This window comes from Alteromonas sp. 4NH20-0056 (assembly GCF_057539655.1).
Window position 1 is genome coordinate 587,735 of sequence record NZ_BAAJLS010000002.1, and the last position, 21,245, is coordinate 608,979.

The 21,245-nt window shown below is 43.8% G+C and carries 15 protein-coding genes; 10 read left to right on the forward strand and 5 right to left on the reverse strand.

From position 1 onward, the window contains the following. Window positions 1-3 precede the first annotated feature (3 nt). The 3 genes from AC27EZ_RS06075 to AC27EZ_RS06085 all read right to left on the reverse strand — a co-directional run bounded on the left by AC27EZ_RS06075 (window position 4) and on the right by AC27EZ_RS06085 (window position 5,079). The gene (locus tag AC27EZ_RS06075; protein ID WP_487134464.1) at window positions 4-489 is read right to left on the reverse strand and encodes a hypothetical protein; all 486 of its coding nucleotides are present in this window, start codon (window positions 487-489) and stop codon (window positions 4-6) included. Window positions 490-657: 168 nt separating this feature from the next. Beyond that, window positions 658-2,958 (reverse strand): catalase/peroxidase HPI, encoded by a 2,301-nt coding sequence (katG, locus tag AC27EZ_RS06080; RefSeq protein WP_487134465.1) that lies wholly within the window; start codon window positions 2,956-2,958, stop codon window positions 658-660. Between the two features lie 378 nt (window positions 2,959-3,336). Beyond that, window positions 3,337-5,079, reverse strand: coding sequence for a PAS domain S-box protein (locus tag AC27EZ_RS06085; protein ID WP_487134466.1), 1,743 nt, complete (start codon window positions 5,077-5,079; stop codon window positions 3,337-3,339). Between the two features lie 248 nt (window positions 5,080-5,327). Between AC27EZ_RS06085 and AC27EZ_RS06090 the strand changes: the two genes are divergently transcribed. Both AC27EZ_RS06090 and AC27EZ_RS06095 read left to right on the forward strand, forming a co-directional pair. Next, window positions 5,328-7,544 (forward strand): VTT domain-containing protein, encoded by a 2,217-nt coding sequence (locus AC27EZ_RS06090; RefSeq protein ID WP_487134467.1) that lies wholly within the window; start codon window positions 5,328-5,330, stop codon window positions 7,542-7,544. Beyond that, the gene (locus AC27EZ_RS06095; protein WP_487134468.1) at window positions 7,532-8,254 is read left to right on the forward strand and encodes an endonuclease/exonuclease/phosphatase family protein; all 723 of its coding nucleotides are present in this window, start codon (window positions 7,532-7,534) and stop codon (window positions 8,252-8,254) included. Before AC27EZ_RS06090 ends, AC27EZ_RS06095 begins: the two co-directional genes overlap by 13 nt. Here the strand turns inward: AC27EZ_RS06095 and AC27EZ_RS06100 are convergent. Beyond that, the gene (locus tag AC27EZ_RS06100) at window positions 8,197-9,213 is read right to left on the reverse strand and encodes a LysR family transcriptional regulator (RefSeq protein ID WP_487134469.1); all 1,017 of its coding nucleotides are present in this window, start codon (window positions 9,211-9,213) and stop codon (window positions 8,197-8,199) included. The two genes, AC27EZ_RS06095 and AC27EZ_RS06100, sit on opposite strands and share 58 nt — an antisense overlap. A gap of 434 nt (window positions 9,214-9,647) precedes the next feature. On the opposite strand from AC27EZ_RS06100, the gene AC27EZ_RS06105 reads away from it, so the two are divergent. From AC27EZ_RS06105 to AC27EZ_RS06130, 6 genes are all read left to right on the forward strand, one after another. After that, the gene (locus AC27EZ_RS06105; RefSeq protein ID WP_487134470.1) at window positions 9,648-12,305 is read left to right on the forward strand and encodes a TonB-dependent receptor plug domain-containing protein; all 2,658 of its coding nucleotides are present in this window, start codon (window positions 9,648-9,650) and stop codon (window positions 12,303-12,305) included. A gap of 109 nt (window positions 12,306-12,414) precedes the next feature. Continuing rightward, the gene (locus AC27EZ_RS06110) at window positions 12,415-13,236 is read left to right on the forward strand and encodes a sulfite exporter TauE/SafE family protein (protein WP_487134471.1); all 822 of its coding nucleotides are present in this window, start codon (window positions 12,415-12,417) and stop codon (window positions 13,234-13,236) included. Window positions 13,237-13,266: 30 nt separating this feature from the next. Further along, a complete protein-coding gene (locus AC27EZ_RS06115) occupies window positions 13,267-14,427 on the forward strand; it encodes a pyridoxal phosphate-dependent aminotransferase (protein ID WP_487134472.1) in 1,161 nt (386 codons plus the stop codon). A 225-nt stretch (window positions 14,428-14,652) separates the two neighbouring features. Further along, window positions 14,653-15,018, forward strand: a complete 366-nt coding sequence (locus tag AC27EZ_RS06120) for a response regulator (RefSeq protein ID WP_487134473.1) — start codon at window positions 14,653-14,655, stop codon at window positions 15,016-15,018. Continuing rightward, the gene (locus AC27EZ_RS06125; protein ID WP_487134474.1) at window positions 15,018-15,599 is read left to right on the forward strand and encodes a chemotaxis protein CheX; all 582 of its coding nucleotides are present in this window, start codon (window positions 15,018-15,020) and stop codon (window positions 15,597-15,599) included. The genes AC27EZ_RS06120 and AC27EZ_RS06125 overlap by 1 nt, the downstream gene beginning before the upstream one ends. Further along, window positions 15,599-16,855 (forward strand): ATP-binding protein, encoded by a 1,257-nt coding sequence (locus AC27EZ_RS06130; protein WP_487134475.1) that lies wholly within the window; start codon window positions 15,599-15,601, stop codon window positions 16,853-16,855. Before AC27EZ_RS06125 ends, AC27EZ_RS06130 begins: the two co-directional genes overlap by 1 nt. Before the next feature lie 14 nt (window positions 16,856-16,869). Here AC27EZ_RS06130 and AC27EZ_RS06135 read toward each other — a convergent pair whose 3' ends face one another. Further along, window positions 16,870-17,880 (reverse strand): MBL fold metallo-hydrolase, encoded by a 1,011-nt coding sequence (locus tag AC27EZ_RS06135; RefSeq protein WP_487134476.1) that lies wholly within the window; start codon window positions 17,878-17,880, stop codon window positions 16,870-16,872. Between the two features lie 163 nt (window positions 17,881-18,043). Between AC27EZ_RS06135 and AC27EZ_RS06140 the strand changes: the two genes are divergently transcribed. Then, window positions 18,044-20,395, forward strand: coding sequence for a DNA polymerase II (locus tag AC27EZ_RS06140; RefSeq protein WP_487134477.1), 2,352 nt, complete (start codon window positions 18,044-18,046; stop codon window positions 20,393-20,395). 203 nt (window positions 20,396-20,598) lie between these two features. Continuing rightward, complete coding sequence (locus AC27EZ_RS06145; protein WP_487134478.1) at window positions 20,599-21,159, forward strand: EF-hand domain-containing protein; 561 nt, start codon at window positions 20,599-20,601, stop codon at window positions 21,157-21,159. Window positions 21,160-21,245: the final 86 nt, after the last annotated feature.

Here is a 21,245-nt window from a genome sequence, read left to right on the forward strand (position 1 = left end):
TAACTAAAATCGAGCGCGCAGGGTATCCCAATGCCAATCCTTGCCGCTCAGCTTTAATACCTCAATAAAACGTCCATAATCTTCTTTTCCCATCGCAGTCGCCACTGTTTTTAATTGTGCTTTAGCGCGAATGGCTTTGACCTGAAGTAGCTCCAGCCTTTTATCTGCTCGGGGGTCAAAATCATCATTAATAATTTCGCTTACTTTTTCATTTGCCTCCCAATAAGAGAGGACATACCCAATAAGTTTTACATGTACAGATAGCATTTGTTTTTTTGCGTACACCGATGCTAATGAGGAATGCTGAAAATAAGCCTTACAACTTGCTTCTGTCTGCTCCATTGCCGCAGCATTTAATTTAACTAATGCGGCCCGAAACGCCTCAAGCAACGCTAAATGTTTATCGCTGAAACAGTCACTTCCGTGAAGTGCATCTAAATCATCGGCGATAATTTCTAAGTTAACCAGTAAACGTTGGAATGTTGCCATGTATAAAATAATACCAAGCAGCTTAGTTACTGCTAATTGAGCGTTGGAATAGGCGTAGTGTACCGAATTTTGAATAAATAAGCAGCGCGATATAACGCATGAAACAGAGGGGTTAGAAAATAACAAAAATGCGGGGCATGCCCCGCATTTTATTGCTCTACGTAGCCTTTACTTGCTAAGTGGAGCATTTAGGTCATGGCGCAGATCGAATCGGTCTAGCGTCATAACTTTTGTCCATGCATCAACAAAGTCATTCACAAACTGTGTTTTCGCATTGTCGTAAGCATACACTTCAGCCACGGCACGCAGCTCACTGTTTGAACCGAACACTAAATCTACAGGTGTCCCCGTAAATCGTGGCTCGCCCGATGCGCGGTCAACACCTTCATAAACAGAAGGGTCATCGGTTTTTCTCCATTTAATCCCCATGTCTAACAAGTTCACAAAGAAGTCGTTAGAAAGGGCATTGATATTGTCAGTGAATACACCATGTGCACTGTTACCTGTGTTTGCACCTAGCGTACGCATGCCGCCCAATAACACCGTCATTTCAGGTACGGTTAAGTTAAGTTGATCCGCTTTGTCCGCCAACATATCTGTCGGAGAACGGTAGCTAGACTCAGCATCGTAGTAGTTTCTAAACGCGTCGGCTGACGGTTTAAGCAATGCAAAAGAGTTAACATCCGTCTGCTCTTGTGTTGCGTCGCCACGACCCGGAACCACAGGAACCGTTACTTCAACGCCAGCATCTGCTGCGGCTTTTTCAATAGCAGCTGCTCCGCCAATGACGATTAGGTCAGCAAGTGATACTTTCTTCTTCGAAAACATTCCAGAATTGAAGTCTTCTTGAATAGCACGCAGTTTATCAACGACCACCTTCACTGTTTCAGGCTCATTTACCTCCCAGCTAATTTGCGGCTCTAATGCTACACGAGCACCGTTCGCCCCGCCTCGGTAGTCAGAGGCTCTAAAGCTAGCTGCTGATGCCCATGCGGTTTTAACCAGTTGCTGAACCGTTAACCCTGTATCTAAAATCTCTTTCTTCAGTTTCTTGATATCACGGTCTGAAACTACTTTATAGTCGACTGCAGGCACGGGGTCTTGCCAAATAAAGTTATCTTTTGGAACATCATTGCCTAGATAACGTGCCTTGGGCCCCATATCGCGGTGCGTAAGCTTGAACCACGCTTTAGCGAATGCCGTTTGATACTCTTTAGGATCAGCTAAGAAGCGCTCTGCTATCTTGCGATATTCAGGATCATATTTTAGCGCCAAGTCAGCAGTGGTCATGACTGGCGCGTTCTTTTTGCCTTCCACGTGAGCGTCAGGCACAGAAGCGTGTAATGACTCATCGGTTGGGATCCACTGAATAGCGCCTGCTGGACTACGTGTTTGTTTCCACTCAAAACCAAGTAGGTTTTGTAAGTACAAGCTTGTCCACTTCGTTGGTAATTGCGTCCACGCCCCTTCTAAACCACTGGTAACTGTATCTTCAGAATGGCCTTTACCACAATTGTTTTTCCAACCCAGACCTTGTTCTTCAACACCAGCACCACCGGGTTCTGCTTCTAAGCAGTCAGCAGGTTTGTGCGCACCATGCATTTTACCAAAGGTATGACCGCCAGCGATAAGTGCTACCGTTTCTTCGTCGTTCATTGCCATGCGGCCAAAAGCGGTACGGATATTCTTAGCCGAGCCCATCGGGTCAGGCACCCCTTTTGGACCTTCAGGGTTTACGTAGATAAGCCCCATGTGCGTAGCACCTAGCGGCCGTTGTAGTTTGCCATCTTTTTCTTCACGATCACTTGCTAGCATTTCAACTTCTGGGCCCCAATAAACCATATCAGGTTCCCAATCATCAGTACGACCACCAGCGAAACCATAGGTGTCAAAACCCATATTTTCCATGCCTACCGTGCCAGCTAAAATCATAAGGTCACCCCACGATAAGCTTTCACCGTATTTCTGTTTTATTGGCCATAACAAACGTCGTGCTTTGTCCAAGTTGCCATTGTCTGGCCAGCTGTTGAGTGGATCAAAACGCATTTGACCACCATCACCCCCACCGCGACCATCTAGCGTGCGGTAAGTACCAGCACTGTGCCATGAAAGACGGATAAAGAACGGGCCATAATTGCCGAAATCAGCAGGCCACCAATCCTGAGAGGTAGTTAATAACGCATTGACGTCGCGCTTCACTTCATCAAGGTCAAGCTTTGAAAAGGCTTCAGCATAGTTAAAGTCATCGCCTAGCGGATTAGAACGGCTATCGTGGTCACGAAGCGCTGAAAGATCTAGCTGATTCGGCCACCAAAACTGATTATTTTTTGCTTGGAAAGCAGCAGTCATCCCGGTGCCTTTCGCTCCCGCAGGTTTACTGATTTGATCGTTAGCAAATGCAGCAGTCGTGCTTAGTGCTAAAGCGACTAAGCCAGACAACGTCGTTTTCTTAAACCCATTTATGGTCATTGTATTGTCCTGTATATATGGTTGCAGTGGCATAAGTGGCGCACAAACCTACGTCAGTATAGGTCGATACGTCACTGTTAACGTTTTGTTTACGTTTGTATAGGTATAAGATAGTCAGTGGTATAGAAAAAGGACAGTTGATAAAATGAATGACACCGATAGGAAAATCTAATTACAACGTTTAAAAGCAGAGTTTGACGCCTACACTCGCGAGGTACTATTGACGTTTTTCAGAACAAAAGACACGGTAATACTCTGTGTTAATGTCAGTATGTGGCGGTAAGTTTGCTACTGCATGATAAGTATCAAACAGTAGCAATAGTAAAAATGTAAATTTCAACAAACCTCATTTTACCCCTACTTTTTTAGGAAGAATGATTATCCATCAATTCGTTGAATTAACGAGGCAAGTTCTTCAATTTTACTTACGGTCGTTTTTACCAAATTATCGATTTCGTTTGATGAGGATTGAGAATTTCCGGCCAATGTTCTTACCTCGTCGGCCACCACTGCAAACCCACGCCCCATTTCGCCAGCCCGCGCAGCCTCGATAGCTGCATTTAACGCCAGCAAATTGGTTTGCTCAGAAATAGAGTTAATTGTCCCTACGATGGTGCTGATCGTTTGGCTCGTCGTTAATAGCTCTTGCATAGCTTCTTGTGTGTCATTCACGGCCTGCTTACGTGTTGAAACATTGATCGCAAAAAATACATATCGCGTAATCTGCCCATTAAAGTTTCTAAGTGCGCAAATGCGTGAATCAAAGGCGAGGAAGCTTGCGTCGGTCTTTAATTCAACCACTTTTGATACAAAATTAGTCCGTTCTAGTTCGGCCTTCTCATCAACCGATAGCCCGTCCATCAAATACGTGGCAAAGTCTCGAGAGTCAATCACACCTTTTAAGGTCTTCTTAAGAAGACTATTCACGTCGACAACTTTGCCATTTGGCTCTATTTCTAAAAGCACCAACGCACTGCCGATAGCCTTCAATTTATTGGTGAAGTCGAGTGCCATTTGTTTCACTCTCGTGATATCAGCTTGTACCGCAATAAAGTTAACCAATTCGCCATTATCAAATACTGGATTAATAGAAAGTGATGTCCAATACGGAACGCCATCTTTCTTATAATTTAATATTTCGTCGTAAAATGCTTCTCGGTTCTGCAATTTTTGACGGATAACATCGACCGTTCTAGGGTCGGTCTCTTCACCTTGTAAAAAGGACCCTGGCTTCTTGCCGCGCACTTCCTCTAGCGACCACCCAGTAAGCCTATAGAACCCGTTATTTACATACTCAATTAATCCCTTACTATCCGTAATGATTACCGCATTGTCAGTTTCATTGGCCACCAATGACAGCATACGTTGCATCTCGCGCTGTTCTACTTCTTCGGTAACGTCTTTGATAAAAGCGGTGTAAAGTGTTCTGTTATTTAGGTCGACTTTTGATAGTGACAACCGTCCCCACAGTGTATTGCCGTCTTTTCGTTCAATTTTTACTTCTCGGCTAGTGCCGACGATTTTATCCACACCCGTTGTACGATTGGCGTTAACGTAGTTGTCGTGCTCCGGCTGAATCGCTCTGGGAACAAGCATCTTAACGTTTTTTCCTAACACTTCGCCTCGCGAGTAGCCCCATAGTTTTTCCGCTGATACATTAAACAAAGTAACGTTGTTTTTTTCATCAATACAAATTACCGCATCTAGTGCTTGTTCAAGCGTTTGTTCTACAATTTCTCTGGCTTCACGCTCTGCGCTTACATCCCGCACGAACGCAGTGTAATGTTTTTGACCACCCACAATGACTTGAGATAACGCCAACTGAACCCAAACCCGCTTCCCCGCTTTGGTCTCTAATTCAACTTCTCGTGAGCTACCGACAATTTTATTATTACCGGTGTTGCGATGAGTGTTAACGTAACTATCGTGGTTAGCTTTATGTTCAACAGGTACTAACATCTGAATGTTTTTACCCAACACCTCTGATTTGGTGTACCCCCAAAGGGCCTGTGCAGCTTTGTTATAAAACGTAATATTATTGTTTTGGTCGATAGTTACCACGGCAAGGATAGATTGCTCCAACGCTTGCTGTGCAGCATTATTGCGAGAAAAAAACATCATCTAATTAACCTCAAGTAAATACTAAAGTATATATAGTTCAGGTTTTTAAAATTAGCGACGTTGGCAATCTTTCCTATGCTGTGAAAAACTTACATAATCACTGCCTCAGCGTTTACGCTAAGCAATAAGCAAAAACTCTTTTATCTATAAATATCAATAAACTAACCATTCACGCGAAAAATCCGAGAAAGGAACGATTTGTGCAACGACATCGCTAAAGCATTATGCAAATGCAAAAGGATGTAGTGATGACAGAAGAACAAAGCGTATTCGCACCAGGTGATAATTGTTGGGTAAAGAGCACAGCCAGGTTCGCAGCTCCTCTTATAGATTGTGCTAATTATTACAAGGCGTTACACAGCGCCATAGTGAATGCAAAGCATAGTATTTTCATCGTGGGTTGGGATATCGACAGTCGAATTCGTTTACTTCGCGGCGATGAAGAACAAGCCAGCGAGGCCCCGAGCGTCATCAGTGATCTACTCACATGGAAAGCTGAAAACAATCCAGACATTAAAATTTATTTATTAAGATGGGATTCATCACTCGCATTCTTTGCCCAGCGAGAGATGTGGGCAAAAGAAGTGTGGGAAGAGAAAACGCCTGACAACGTCCATACTGAGCTGGACGACACCATCCCGATGGGCGGCAGTCAGCATCAAAAAATCGTAGTGATTGATGATGAAGTCGTGTTCTCAGGGGGCATGGATGTGTCAACTAACCGCTGGGACACGCGAGACCATCCGGTAATTTCAGAGGAACGCGATGGGCCAGACGGAGAATATGGCCCGCTTCATGACGTGCAGATGGTATCTTGTGGTCCGGTGGTTAATGATTTTGCCAAACTCGTACGCTGGCGCTGGGAACGGGTGGCTGAAAGTACGCCTATCACGATGAGAGAAACCGCAATCACCTCCAATGATATGGATATACCGAATGCATGGCCTTCTCAGTTTCCTCCTATTTTTGAGAATGTAGAGTGTGCGCTAGCACGAACAATTCCATTCATGGACGAAGTAGAGCCCGCACAAGAAGTGCGCACTATGCTGCTCGACCTCATTGCAGAAGCCGAAAACGTAATCTACATAGAGAATCAATTTACAACGCGTCAAGAAATAGCTGAAGCGCTGAACAAACAGCTGAAAGCCAAACCGAACTTACACGTTATTGTAGTGAGTTCGTACGAACCCAAAGGTAAATTTGAGTGTGAAGCGTTTTGGGCCAGCCGTATCGAATTCAAAAACATTATGGAAAACGGTATCAGCCCTAGTCGAGTAAAAATGACTTACTCATCAATCAAAGACATGCAGGGTAGACAAGCGTACAAACGCATTCACTCCAAAGTAATGACTGTTGATAATAAGTATCTTGTTATTGGCTCTTCAAATATCAGTAATCGCTCTATGACATTAGATACTGAAATAGATGTGATTATGTACGGTAATAGCGCAAAGAATCGAAAAAGTATTGAGCATGTAAGAAACGACTTACTAGCGGAACATACTGGTAGAAGCATTGATGATATGAGCGACGTGTTCTCTCACGAATCGCCGGTAGAAGCATTGATGCATAATCAAATTGCACATGGATACATACTGACTGAAGTGAGAGATGAAGTCTTTACGAGTCATTCGGTGAAAAACGTATTTCGCTCGTTGTCAGACCCAGAAGAGCCACTTATGTCTATGCCGTCATTTGATGGCGTAGGGTTGCCAGCGAGAAACCCTCGTAGACGAAGTATTATGATTGCTCTGGGTGTGACCATTGTAGCTGTGCTTGGAGGGTTAATGTACTGGGCTAGCCAGTCAATCTCGTGGTTGAGTTCAGACAGTATTACCGCCTTCTTAGAACACAGTAGAGGGACGTACTTTGCCCTGCCCACTGTATTATTAATTTATGCTATCGGAGGGCTGTTGTTTTTCCCTGTAACCATTTTATCGCTTGCAGTAGCGGCTATTTTTGGCCCTATTTGGGGGCCCATTTACGGAATTTTGGGGGCACTGTTGAGCTCGGCTATTCTATTTGGAATCGGCGGCCTTTCAGGTGACGCAGGCCTTCGAAAAATTGGCGGCCCTAAAGTGAAAGCTGTCGACGAAAAACTTAAGAAAAGCGGGATCGTCGGTGTTGCTGCTATTAGAATGCTGCCAATAGCGCCCTTCAGTTTAGTCAATCTCGTCGCTGGCATTTCAAGCATAGGTATTATCCAGTTTCTGATTGGTACATTCTTAGGTATGTTTCCCCCCATGATTGCTAAAGGGTTGGTAGGGGATTCTATTGCACAAATTTGGCAGAACCCATCACCGAAGACCATTGGCTACCTGATCGCCGGCATTATTGTATGGGGCTTAATGATTTGGGGCTCTCAAAAGTTTTCACGCTGGTATCAAAGCCGTTCCTCAGATACAACAGAACAAGTAGGTGCTGAACAACGTGAGCGTGAGGAAGATAAAGAATGTGCCGCATAGTCTCATACAATATCCATAGCGGTGTCGGTAGAGATGGTAAACAAGATTATGCGCGCATTGGCCAGTTTTTGGCGGAAACCGGTGCCGACATTGTACTGCTGCAAGAAATGGATACTCGGCCTGAAGTAAGAGATACCACGCAAGATGTCGAAGATATTTGTGCTGGAAATGCCTTTACTCTGCTGGCCTCGCCCGCGCTTGAAGAAACACATGGTTGGTATGGCAATGCTATTTTAACTCGCTTTAATGTACTCCATACCGATAGCTTTGATGTTAGTCAGGCAGGTCGACAGCCGAGAAATGTGCAAATAGTGACCTTGCAAACTGAAAAGGGGCCGCTTACCGTCGTCAATACGCACAAGGGACTTAAAAGGAAAGAGCGCCGTTCTCAATTTAATTTACTGTATGATTTTTTAGACAATGAGTTAAAAAATAACGACACGCCTTTGGTACTTGCTGGTGACTTCAATGAATGGCAATTTTTCACCCAAGCGTTTAGAAAACTAAATACGTTGTTAAATCAACGTAAGTTAGGGGGAACTTTTCCCAGCCAATTTCCTATTTTCTCACTAGACAGGGTGTGGGTTAGCGACACGATTGACGTCATTAATTGCGAGAAATTAAAGACAAAAAAAACCCGATATTACTCCGATCATTTACCAGTCCAGCTGGATATAAGACTACCTGAAACATCACGCTCTTTTGTTTGATTTTTGTTGATAAAAGCCAGCGCACCACACCAATGATTTAGTTGCTGTTCTGACAACACCACCTGCTTTATTGCTGACAACATCGTTATTATCGCGTCGTTTAGTGGCGCGGTTTTATTTGTTGCCGCTAACACCAGCCTCGACATGTTAGGTTCAACAATTCTTAACAGCTTAACGAGGCCCGACTCTTGTAAATGAAAAACGGCAGAGGTCGGTAAGATCATCACCCCTTCGCCCTGCATAACTTGACGTAAACCTGTCATCAGCTGGCCAGAATAAGCACGGTCATGCTGCAGGCTTACACCGGTCGATTGTTCAAACTGCTCGATTAGCCTACCCAGTGCATCTTTAGTTCCCGGCGACAGCAAAGAGAATTGGCTTATTTCCCAAAATGCAATCGAGTCACGCGACAACAAATGCTTATACTCTTCATTCTCTACTGAACTCGACACCACCAAATGAAGATCTTCTTTAATTAAAGGTTCAACCGCCATTAGCTTTGAATCGACCTCTTGCTCGTAAGTCAGTGCAACATCGACTTGCCTGGCATCTAACCACCCTTTTACAGAATAAGAGGGGCCAGTACTTATTTCTAATTTCAATTGCGGGTGTTTCCTTTTTACCTCAGCGATAAGTGGCATAGACAGCACATTACCGATAGAGGGAAGCATCGCGACTTTAACCACTCTCGCTTGCTGCGTGAACAAGGTCTGCAATTCATTTTTCGCCGCATTAACATCGTCTACAAGCTGAATAGCATGGCGAACGAATATTTCCCCCGCGGGGGTTAAGGAAACGCCTGAAAAACTCCGATGAAACAACGGCCCGCCTAGTTCTCGTTCTAGGCTTGCCAACTGCTGACTAATAGCAGGCTGCGCAAGGTCTAGCTCACGTGCTGCCGCGGCAATACTGCCTGTTTTAACGGTGGTAAGAAAATAATGTAACTGCTTAAAATTCACAGGCAAACCTTGCGCTAGTTAATACAGAGATTTAACACCTAACCAGACCTACAGCGATAAAGAAAAGCATAAATAGTTCATTACATTCAGCAAGTTACGTACCAAACAAAGAAACATTCGCGTTAAATATATGTAAAAGCAGTCATTCAGATTATTGCGTTTAGAAAATTTCATGACGGATAAAAAATCACATTCTTAATGCTTTTCAGAGAGTTAGGGCTAGGCTCAATATTTTATTGATACCCCTACATAATCTTATTTCTTCCGCGAGATTAAAAAAATTTTTAGCCTAAAACTCGTACACAGGTTGTTGCACAGAAAAATTATAAAATTGAAATGCATCAAGGTAGTGCCTGTTCGTGCCATAAGTGAGCATCTTGCATACATGCAAGATACGAAATAGAACCTAAAAACTGCACGTTCTGGGAACACACATGAGAAAAACAAAAATTCAGCATGCTATTGCACTCGCGCTTTCTGGTATATCGTTATTTTCACTCGCCCTCTTTGCTTCAAATGCACATGCGCAAGAAGCAGAGGACGCCCTCGCCCAAACAGATGAAATAGACAACGTAGAGAAAATTGCTGTTGTCGGTGCACGTGGCGCACCTCGTTCGGTAACCAGTTCACCGGTGCCGGTTGATGTGCTAAGTGCTGAAGATATGGAAGGTGTGGCGTTTACTGACATGAACAACGTACTGATGACGCTAGTTCCCTCGTATTCACTTGCCAGACAACCTATATCTGATGGAGGGACTTTTGTTCGCCCCGCCACGCTAAGAGGTCTACCAACCGACAAAACCTTAGTATTGGTTAACTCAAAAAGGCGACATCGCGCGGCGCTCGTTCAAATTGGGGGGTCGGGTACACAAGGCCCCGATTTAGCTACAATCCCAACGGCAGCCATTGGCAGCGTAGAAGTACTTCGTGATGGCGCAGCCGCTCAATACGGTTCAGATGCCATTGCTGGCGTTATTAACTTCCAGTTGAAAAACAATGCTGAGGGTGGATCATTTACTGCAGATTACGGTACCTATTACGAAGGTGACGGCGACCAATTGACCCTTACCGGTAATAAAGGGTTTGCACTAGGTGATGATGGGTTTATTAGTATTTCTGCTGAGTATTCAGACAGTGAAGCGACTTATCGAGGCGAACAATACTGCGAATCGTGGTTTTGTGTAGACGAGCAATCTGTTGAATTTATTGCTGCTGCAGAGGCGATGGCCAATGAAATACATGGTTTGGACCAAGTACAACCATGGGGGCAACCGAACAACAGCGGTACACGAATTTTTGTCAACGCTGGCTATACATTGTCACAAAGCGCAGAGCTTTATGCGTTTGCTAACTATGCAGACAGTGAAGGTGATGGTTCGTTTTTCTATCGCTATCCTGGTAACGGAACCATAGAAGATATTCGTTTGGAAGATGGGTCAATATGGAATCCTACTGAGTTTTTCCCAGGTGGCTTCACACCCCGATTCTTCGGTGATGTAACAGACTACTCTTTCGTTGGCGGTATTAAAGGTATGGCGGGCGACCTTGGATATGACATTAGTGGGCGTCATGGTTCTAACGAAATCGCCTACACATTAAGAAATACAATTAACCCATCGTTAGGCAATCAATCACCCACCGCATTCAAACCTGGGGATTTAGTTAATGAAGAAACGCAATTTCAAGCTGATTTCACTTATGACTTGAGCGAGTATATCGTTGCTTTTGGGGTAAGTTATCTTGATGAGTCTTACGAGATAAAGTCCGGCGAACTGGCATCCTATATTGCAGGCGACTTTGCACAAGCAGACCCCTTTGGTTTTTGTAACGATGACTTCACAACCACGTCTGCGGGTGATGCGGTTATTGCGAATGGCTCTAGCCTTAATTGCGCTAATTACACGTCTAGCGACACCAATAATGATGGGATTGAAGACGATGGATTCGCCGGAATAGACGCGGTCTACCAAATCATGGGGGTTGGCTCAAATGGCTTCCCTGGCTATTCGCCGGAGTACACCGGCACTTATTCTCGCGATTCTTACGCGATTTATTCAGATGTTTCTGGCGATATCACTGAAGATATATTTGCGCAAGTCGCTGTACGCTATGAAGACTATTCTGATTTTGGTTCCGAATTGGTCTATAAAATTGCTGCAATCTATCAAATAAATGCTGAAATTGCGGTAAGAAGTTCATACGGCACTGGCTTTCGAGCACCCACACCAGGTCAGCAAGGCACAACGAATGTTTCAACCCGCCTTCCCAATGGCTTTCCTGTCGCAACAGGGCTTTTCCCTGCTGGCGGTGAAGTGGCACAAGCGCTTGGTGCTGATGCGTTAGGCCCAGAAAAATCCACCAACTTTACGCTAGGCCTAACTGCAAATTATGGCGACTTCACACTCACCATCGACTATTACAACATTAAATTAGAAGATCGCGTTAACTCAGTTTCCACCTTGGATGTGTCGACCACCGTTGTAACTGACCCAGAGGCTAGCGGCTACAGTGCATACCAAAACTATCTTGCACTGTCTGGTGCAGGCGTTGTCGGCGCTGAGTCTATCGGAGGTGTTTTTTACTTTCAAAACGCTTTTGATACCGTCACTGAAGGGATCGATGTTGTCGCTACCTACAACATGGAAACGGACTATGGCATGACTACGCTAACGGGCTCGGTTAACTACAACACCAATTCGTTTGACTCTGATCCGAGCGTATTTTTTAACGATGAAGACCAATTCGATTTTGAAAACGGTGTACCTGAAACCCGAGGCGTTTTTTCAGTCAAACATCGCTATGAAGACTGGATGTTAGTGGGCCGCATCAATTACTACGGCGAATATAAAAATGCAGAAAATAGCTCGTTGAGCACAATCCAAACGTTTGGTTCAGAGTTTATGTTCGACCTGGAAGGCTCTTACACGTTAAGTGAAAATTTAACCCTGTCAGTAGGAGTACGAAACTTATTCGATAACTATCCTGATGCAGGCACGATGGGCGAAACCTGTTGCGGCCGTATTTACCGCTCAGACTCAATCGTTGACTGGCAAGGTGGATATTACTATACCCGACTTGCAGCAAGGTTTTAACTGCAGGCGCGCTTGGAAAATGTATTCGAGCGCGCGTTTTTATTGCAACACCATACATTCTAAAGGATGTACTTATGTTTTCTGCTGTACGCATTGGAGTTAATGCTTAATGGAAATAGAACTACTGTGGTTTGTAGTTACCCTGTGTATTACCGGTGCCATCGCAGGCATTACCGCAGGTTTATTTGGCAATGGTGGCGGCTTTGTTGTGGTCCCTGCACTCCTTGCTGTCTTTCCTTTTTTCACTCCCCCATCGGAAGAACTTGTTAAAGTTGCGATTGGAACCTCGTTAGCCTCTATTGTTGTTTCGAGCGCTCGCTCGGTCATGGCGCATCGCGCCAAAGGTGCGGTAGATTTCGATATTCTTAAATCATGGAGTGCATGGCTAATTCTAGGCGTTGTGGGTGGAGTTTTTATCGCGAACTACACCAGCGCTAACGGATTAACCGTTGTGTTTGCTGCCGGTGTTTTACTTTACTCCGTTTACTTTTTATTTCCCGAATTGGTTGTAAGGCCTGGCCTCGTATTTTCAATGCCAACTGGAATTGGAAAAGCCCTTTTGGCATTTGTTCTCGGCGGGTTTTCAGCACTGTTGGGCATAGGAGGCGGAACGCCGACTGTGATAACGATGGTGATGTGCCAGCGCAGTATTCAGCAAGCAGTGGCAACCGCAGCGGGTGTTGGCTTTTTAATTGGTTTACCTGGGGCTATTGGCTTTCTGTTTATGACGCACCCAGCAACGGCTTCTTTGCCTGTAGGCACGATTGGTTACATCAATGTTTATGCACTTGTGGCGATAAGCGTTGGTTCTATTTTTACCGCCCCTATCGGCGCCAAAATGGCGCATAAATTCAGTGAAAAAAAGCTCAAACGCCTCTTTGGCATTTATCTAGTAATTGTATCTAGCGTCATGTTCAACAAAGTACTGTAGACGTTACCACACAGGCAATAAGGAAAAAAAATGACTATAAACCGCTCAAGACGTCTCTTTCTCGGTGCGTCTGCCGCAGCAACAGCCATCAGCACTACAGGTTTATTAGGTGCTGCTAGTGCCAAAGCTGCGACGCCCAAAGTCCTTTACGGACCTCAGCCAAACATTGCTAAGCTAAACGCAAACGAAAACCCGTTTGGTCCTAGCCCTGCCGCCCTAAAAGCAATATCGGAAGCTGCATCACAAGGGGGTGCATACTACGCCTATCCAGCAGCGATGACGTTACTTGATATGATTGCAGAACGACATGGAATAACCCGCAAAAATATTTCATTAAGTGCGGGCTCCAGCCCCATACTGTCGTATGCGGCGTTAGCCGCTAGCCAAAAAGGCCGTATTCTTGGGCCAGACCTCTTTTGGGATACCACATCGAAAGCACCAGAAAAGCAAGGGATGCCAGAAATAGTACGCGTTCCTAATACGGCAAGCCTCGATATAGATTTGGATGCCCTTTATACGGCCATTGATGACTCGATTGGTATGGTACACATCTGTAACCCTAACAACCCGACAGGCAAAATTTTAGACCCTAACAAGCTACGCGAATTTTGTATCAAAGCATCAAAGAAAACCCTTGTTCTTGTGGATGAAGCCTACAACGAACTTATCGACGATCCGCCAAAGCACTCAATGATACCGCTAGTCAAAGCGGGTCATAACATTATTGTGGCAAGAACATTTTCTAAAATCTACGGACTGGCTGGGCTTCGCGTTGGCTATATGATTGCTTCGGAGGCGAATACCGCTTGGATCAACCAGTATGGCATGGGCGGCTATACCCTTAATCAGGCAGGGCTTGCAGCAGCTATCGCCAGTTATAATGATGACGCATTTCTAACATTTTCAAAGGATAAAATAATTGAAGCGAAAGGAATGGTAATGGATGCCGTAAAGGCAAACGGTCTAACGGCATTACCCTCTAGCACCAATTTCATTTTCGTCAATCTTGGAAAGGGTGACGCAGACTTGTTTCAAACTGCCATGGCTGAGAAGGATGTGCATATTAGAGGCACATACCGTACCTACTCAAATTGGTCTCGCGTAAGTATGGGCAAGATCCCCGATGTACAGCGCTACATTGACGCAATGCCCGGCGCTCTCGAAGCCATGCATAAGAAGCAGTCGAGTTAGCTTAAACCGCGCGCCTTCTTCGGGCGCGCAGTCTTAATTCTCTTCCCCTAAAAGTCTAATGGGCACAAAAGTCACCTTTGTCATATAATATCACTACAAGATTGGTGTTTATTAAGCGTTATTGGTTATCCAGCAGTTTGTCACTCATCTCGCTTGCAGGAATGGGAGAATTAGACATACTGTTATATCTAGCCAAATTTAAAAAGCCTGTCGAGGAGGCTATAAATGGCAATACCTGTACTAGTGGCAGATGACTCTAAATTATCAAGACGTAGTGTTATCAGATCACTGCCCCCTGAGTTGGAATATGACATCACAGAGGCTACCAACGGACAAGAAGCAATAGACGCCTTAAGCGGCAATACTTACTCACTACTTCTCTTAGACCTTACGATGCCAGAGAAAGATGGCGTAGACGTATTGAGATACCTCGATGAACGAGGTGATATGCCTAACGTTATTGTTATCAGTGCGGACTTTCAACCAGAGAAGCAGCGCATAGTGTTATCGCTAGGCGCAAAAAGATTCATTAGAAAACCATTAGACAAAGAAGAATTAGCAATGACATTGTTTGAGCTGGGGTATCTGTAATGGTGGACCTTTCTTTAGATGAAGACCAACGGGATGCGTTGCAAGAGCTTCTCAACATTTCGATGGGGCAAGCGGCTAATTCACTTGCGCAGCTTATTGAAACGAAAATTGATATTTCTATTCCAAAAATCACCTCAGTCACCCCCACGCAGCTTTACTCATTGTTGTTCGAGACTAACAACTCGTTTTATACCCGCCAATCATTTTTGGGTGATGTTCACGGTGAGGTGATGTCCGTGTTGTCTCGCTCAGGGCTTAACGAAGTTGCAGAATTAATGGAATATGAGGAGCCGCTCTCTAAAGAAGATATACAAGAAATCATACTTGAGCTTTGCAATATTCTTGCCGGAGCTTGTTTAGCGGGGTTATCGGAACAACTTGAGCTAACGACAAACTTAAACATGCCAACGCTATTTTCACCTGACAAGGGCAACTTTGACGAGCTTCAATGGCAGCATAGCCTAGTCATGGAAGTCCAGTTCGTTGTTGCTATTTCTTCATTCAGCATGCGAGTTGTTTTCTGCTTAGATGATGCATCGCTTTCTCGAATAAAAGCAACGTTGGACGATTTGTTAGCGTAATGTTCGAACAGCTGGTAGGAAAACTTCCCGTTGGCATTGCCGTCGTTGACGAAAATTTCAATATTGTTTATTTGAACGAATTTTTCCTCGACCGGCTTCCTCACGAACAAAGAAACACCTTTAAAGACACGCCTATCGTTGACATGTTTAGTGAACAAGGAAAGTTCATCAAGCGAAGGCTAAAATCAGTTTTTGTACTTCAGCATCCAAGCTTCAGCTACTGGGAACAACGTCCTCACATTTTTCCATTTAAGAGTAGCCGCCCTATTACGGGTGAAGAAACGCAAATGTACCAAAATATGGAGATAATCCCAGTAAAGGATAAAAATACGGGACAAAAGCTTGCTTGCATCTTTTTACAAGACGTTACCGCACAGGCAAGTTATTTTAGAGAACAACAACGCCTGTCTGCCGCTTTGAAGAAAGAACATGCCGCGCAACGTAAACTTATACGTAAATTAGATTCAGCACAAAGCCAACTTATTCAAGCAGAAAAAATGGCCTCGACAGGCCAACTGGCAGCCGGAATTGCACACGAAATCAATAATCCTATTGGTTTTGTAAATGCCAACCTTGAAACGCTGTCACAGTATGCCTCTCACCTTATTGAAATATGCGACAGTATCAACGAGCAAGTAGAAGGCGTGAGTGAGGACGCACAGGCGTTTGTAAAAAACCTTTATGAAAAGAATCATTACGACCTACTAAAAGACGACATGCAATCGCTTATAGATGAGTCAACCGAGGGATTAACTCGAGTTCGTGATATTGTTGAAAATTTGAAATTGTTTTCGTTAGACAATAACGATGAAACTAAAGACATCAATATTAATGACATTGCCAATCAACTGATTAAGCTTGTATCAACGCAGTACCCTGAACCTACCTATAAACTCGATACTCCTAAAGAAAAGGTAGAATATACCGGCCACGCTGGTATGTTAAAACAAGCATTAATGAACGTCATCGTCAACGCCGCACAAGCAATAGAGACCAAAGGCTTCATTAAGATTACGTTGGCAGATAATGAGAGTGTTATCACCATCAAGGTATTAGACAGCGGAGTTGGCATACCTGAGAAACACCTTTCACGTATCTTCGAGCCCTTTTTTACCACAAAACCGGAAGGCAAAGGTCAAGGACTCGGTTTATCTGTTGCCTATACGGCTATTGAAAAACACGGTGGGAAAATAACGGTAAATAGTAAAGAAGGGAAAGGAACCGTCGTTACCGTAACGCTTCCTAAAAATACGTAAGCCGTTTCGGTCAGTTATTGGGTTTCAAATTCATACACACCATGTGCATTTAAACACCGCGTAATTTCTTTACAATAAAGTAAGTAGTTTAGGTGCGAAAAGCACTCTGCCACAGCAAAAATAAGGCTGCCTTCTGACAGTCTTCGTTTGAACAAAACAGGCAGTAAATCGACTACTGTACACGGTTTTTCTCGGCACGCAGATATCAATGCTTCTAAATGATCTTGATGGTGAGCTAGAAGTGCATCAACACGTTCATGCAACCCATAAAAGGGGAGCTTATGTGCTGGCAAAACTAACGTAGACTCTGGTAATGCTTTAAATTGAGGAAGCGTCGTTAAGTAGTCTTTAAGTGTATTGGCTTCTGGTTCAGTAGAATAAGCCCCGATATTGGGTGTGATAATAGGAAGAATATGATCCCCGGCTATCAGTGTTTTCTTTTCATCTGAGTATAAACAAACATGCTCAGGTGAATGCCCTTTACCTATTATGACCTTCCACTCAATATCATTGAAAATGAGTACGTCATCATGCTTTAACCGTCTATAACTCAGTGGGATGGGAGAGACAACCGAGCTATATCCCTTCGACCCCGAGGTTAATCTATTAATTTGGTCCTCGCCTAACCCTGCACGATGAAAATAACGTCTATCTCTTGCAGGAGATGCGCCTCCCTTACCAGCGGTAAACGCACGGGCCGTGAAATATTCAACTTGAGACATGTAAAATGGAACGTCATAAGTATCAGCTATCCAACCCGCTAAACCAATATGATCAGGGTGCAAATGTGTCACGAGCACCCCAACGATAGGCTTATCTAACTGAGCAAATATCTCAGTCCACAGCGCTTTTGTCTTATCGAGCCCAATCCCGGTATCGACAATCACGTAACCATCATTGTCCTCGATGATATACAGGTTAATATGATCGAGGTCGAACGGCAGTGGCATAGTTAACCAAAACACCCCCTTACATACTTCTTTTAACGTGCCTGCGGATGGTTGTGATTCAAAAGGGTAATGCATACATTGTCACCTGTTGCTTGGTATACTTAGTTCTATAATGTTGCGGTCTTAAAGACAAACGCATCTATTTGATATACATCTATAGAGACTACTAATATGGGAACTGTCGTCATTAATTCTCGTTTTTACGTCTCTCAGACAATCAGGCTCACTGCATAATAATATGATAAGAAATGGCTATATCTTAAGTAGGCATGCTGTAACAGTAGGTGATGATACGTGGGTTGAGCTCTGGGTAAAAACCGATAGCGGCCCTGTATGCTTAAGAAGTGAAGCGCAGACCCCCCTTTGTTTTGTTGAGACGACATCGCTTAATGCGCTATTAAATGTTACTGACAAGAACGGGATAAGCGTTACGCATTTTGACAACCAATTCAAAACGCTGACACAAACCCCTGTAACAACGATAAAGACAAAAACCGAATTGGCCATGCACGAATTACGACAATGTGCACAACAGAGCAACATCACGCTTTATGAGGCTGATGTCCGGCTAGTTGATAGATATCTTATGGAGCGGTTTATTTATGGCTCTCTCGCCTTTTACAGCCCGTCTGCGGCCGATACCTTTATTGATAAAGCAAAAATAAAAGCAAGCGCTTATACCCCAACGTTGGATACACTTAGTATCGATATAGAATGTGACGAGAATGAAACGCTCTACAGTATAGGGCTTGCATCATCGTCTCATAATGAGGTGATACTACTAAAAACTCCCTGCCATTCTTCTGTTGCACTTGATATTCGTCATCACAGTGCCGGGTATACCCTCACAATAGTAGACAGTGAAACCGAATTACTTACCCTATTTTGTCAACGGGTACGTGATATAGACCCAGATATTCTTCTTGGTTGGAATGTGAAACAGTTTGACCTGGCGGTATTAGGTCGACGAGCTAAGAAAAACAACATCACCCTTTTATTGGGCCGGGCAAATAGCGTGATGAAAGTAAGAGAGTGGGACGGACAAACGTATATAGATTTACCAGGCCGTTGTGTTGTTGATGGCATTGAAGCACTTAAAACAATGACATATCAGTTTGAAAACTTCGCATTAGATACCGTTGCCAATGTGTTGCTTAACAAGCGTAAACTGATACTAGCAAATGATAAACTTGCCGAGATAAAAGCACTTTACCTCAATGACCCCATAGCCTTGGCCACATATAACCACCAAGACTGCACACTGGTTAACGAGATAGAAGAAAAAACAAAATTTATCGACTTTCTTGTATTACGAGGCGCACTTACTGGTTTGGCGATAGAAAGGCCTGGGGGGTCTGTCGCCGCATTTATTAATGTCTATTTACCCAAACTACACAGGCAACGGTATATAAGCGGTAACCGTCCGCAAGATGGTGGACTCGCTAGCCCCGGTGGATATGTAATGACATCGAAGCCTGGATTATATAACGACGTGCTCGTATTAGATTTCAAAAGCCTCTACCCCTCGATTATTCGAACCTTCAAGATAGACCCACTTGGGCTGGCAGAAGGGTTAGAAAATCCCACTACTGCGATAGAAGGCTTTAAAGGAGCTCGGTTTAGCAGAGAAAAGCATTTCCTTCCTAGCATTATTGAAAACTTGTGGTCGCAGCGTGATGAAGCAAAACGAGTGAAAGACAGCGCACGTTCTCAGGCGATAAAGATTTTAATGAACTCATTTTATGGAGTATTAGGAAGTGGCGGTTGCCCGTTTTACGATACAAGACTCGCGAGCTCAATAACATTGCGCGGTCATGAAATTATGCAAACGACTGCAACATGGATAAGAGAAAAAGGCTACCAAGTAATATACGGAGATACAGACTCAACGTTCGTTCATATTAACGGAAATGATTCGTTAGGTACGCCAGAACAAACTGGGCAACACCTTGCTGCGATGATAAATGAAAAGTGGCGAACATACTTAAACGACGCGTACCAAATCGACTGTTTCTTAGAAATCGAGTTTGAAACGCATTTTGACACGTTTTTTATGCCTACTATACGAGGCTCTGCACTGGGCAGTAAAAAGCGTTATGCGGGAATGGTCAATAAAGATGGTCAGCAAACACTAATTTTCAAAGGTCTTGAAAATGTGCGATCAGACTGGACTACCCTTGCTAAGCGCTTTCAGCATGAGTTATATGTAAAAGTGTTTAATAAGTCACCTATCGCAGCCTTTATCAAAGACATTGTTGATGTAGTAAAAAGTGGAAAAGAAGATAAGAACCTTGTTTATAAAAAGCGTCTTCGAAAACCTTTGGCTGCGTACACGAAGACGAGGCCCCCACATGTTAAAGCAGCCTTGCACGCCGAAGAAGTGGCTGGCACCTCCATTTACGCAAACAGAAATGTTATTTATTACGTAATGACTACCAATGGTCCACAGACCCTCGACTATCAAAGTAGTCCTTTGGATTACAACCATTATATAGACAAACAACTGCGCCCAATTGCAGACAGTATATTGCCGCTGATTAATGAATCATTCGATAATATTACGAACGAACAACTCACACTTTTCAATTAGAAAGCCGGCTCGTAAGCGTGCAACAATTTCAAAATACTGTTTCTTTTTAACAGCAGCCAATATTGTACCACTCACTAAAAAAATCGATAAAATCATATATTTCAGAAACTTAAAGGTACTGGCACGCGAAATGAATGAGTCATTGTGAAGTAAATCTGGATTGTAAGGTTACAATCCAGCTATCAAAACAGAAGGAGTTTGTAATGAAAAAGCTAACATTAGCAATGACTATCGGTACATTAATGTCTGCATCAGCAGTAGCCGGTCATCACGATACAAAAATCACGTCTGACTTCGCAAGTTTAGACAGCGACAGTAATGATTATGTATCAGTAGCAGAGTTTGAACGCGAAATTGAAAGTTCATACATGGCGAAGATGGATGCCAATATGGATGAAATGGTAAGTCGCGAAGAGTTTGAATCGTTCGTCGAACGTAACCCTAGTATGTTTAGTGATGATATTGTAGTAGCGGTTAAAGCTGAAGGTACAACAGACGCTGTTATTACTAAGCAAGTATCTACGACGAAGATCGCAGACGGCGACGTTATTAGTAAAAAGAATAAAGAAATGCGTACCGAGATGACGATGTCAGCCAACGCTAAATTCGATAATATCGATATGGACGGTAATGGTGAACTATCAATGAAAGAATTGAAGCTTGCCAAGGTAACGGGTGACTTTGATGATATGGATAAGAACGACGATGATCTTATCACCAAAACAGAATATCGTATGTATTTCGAAGAAATCGATACAGAATAACGATAAGTGTGTCGTAGATCACGGCTTTTAATGAACGGACATTTGTTCGCTCGAAACAACAAGCCACGAGTCAACTGACGCTTAAA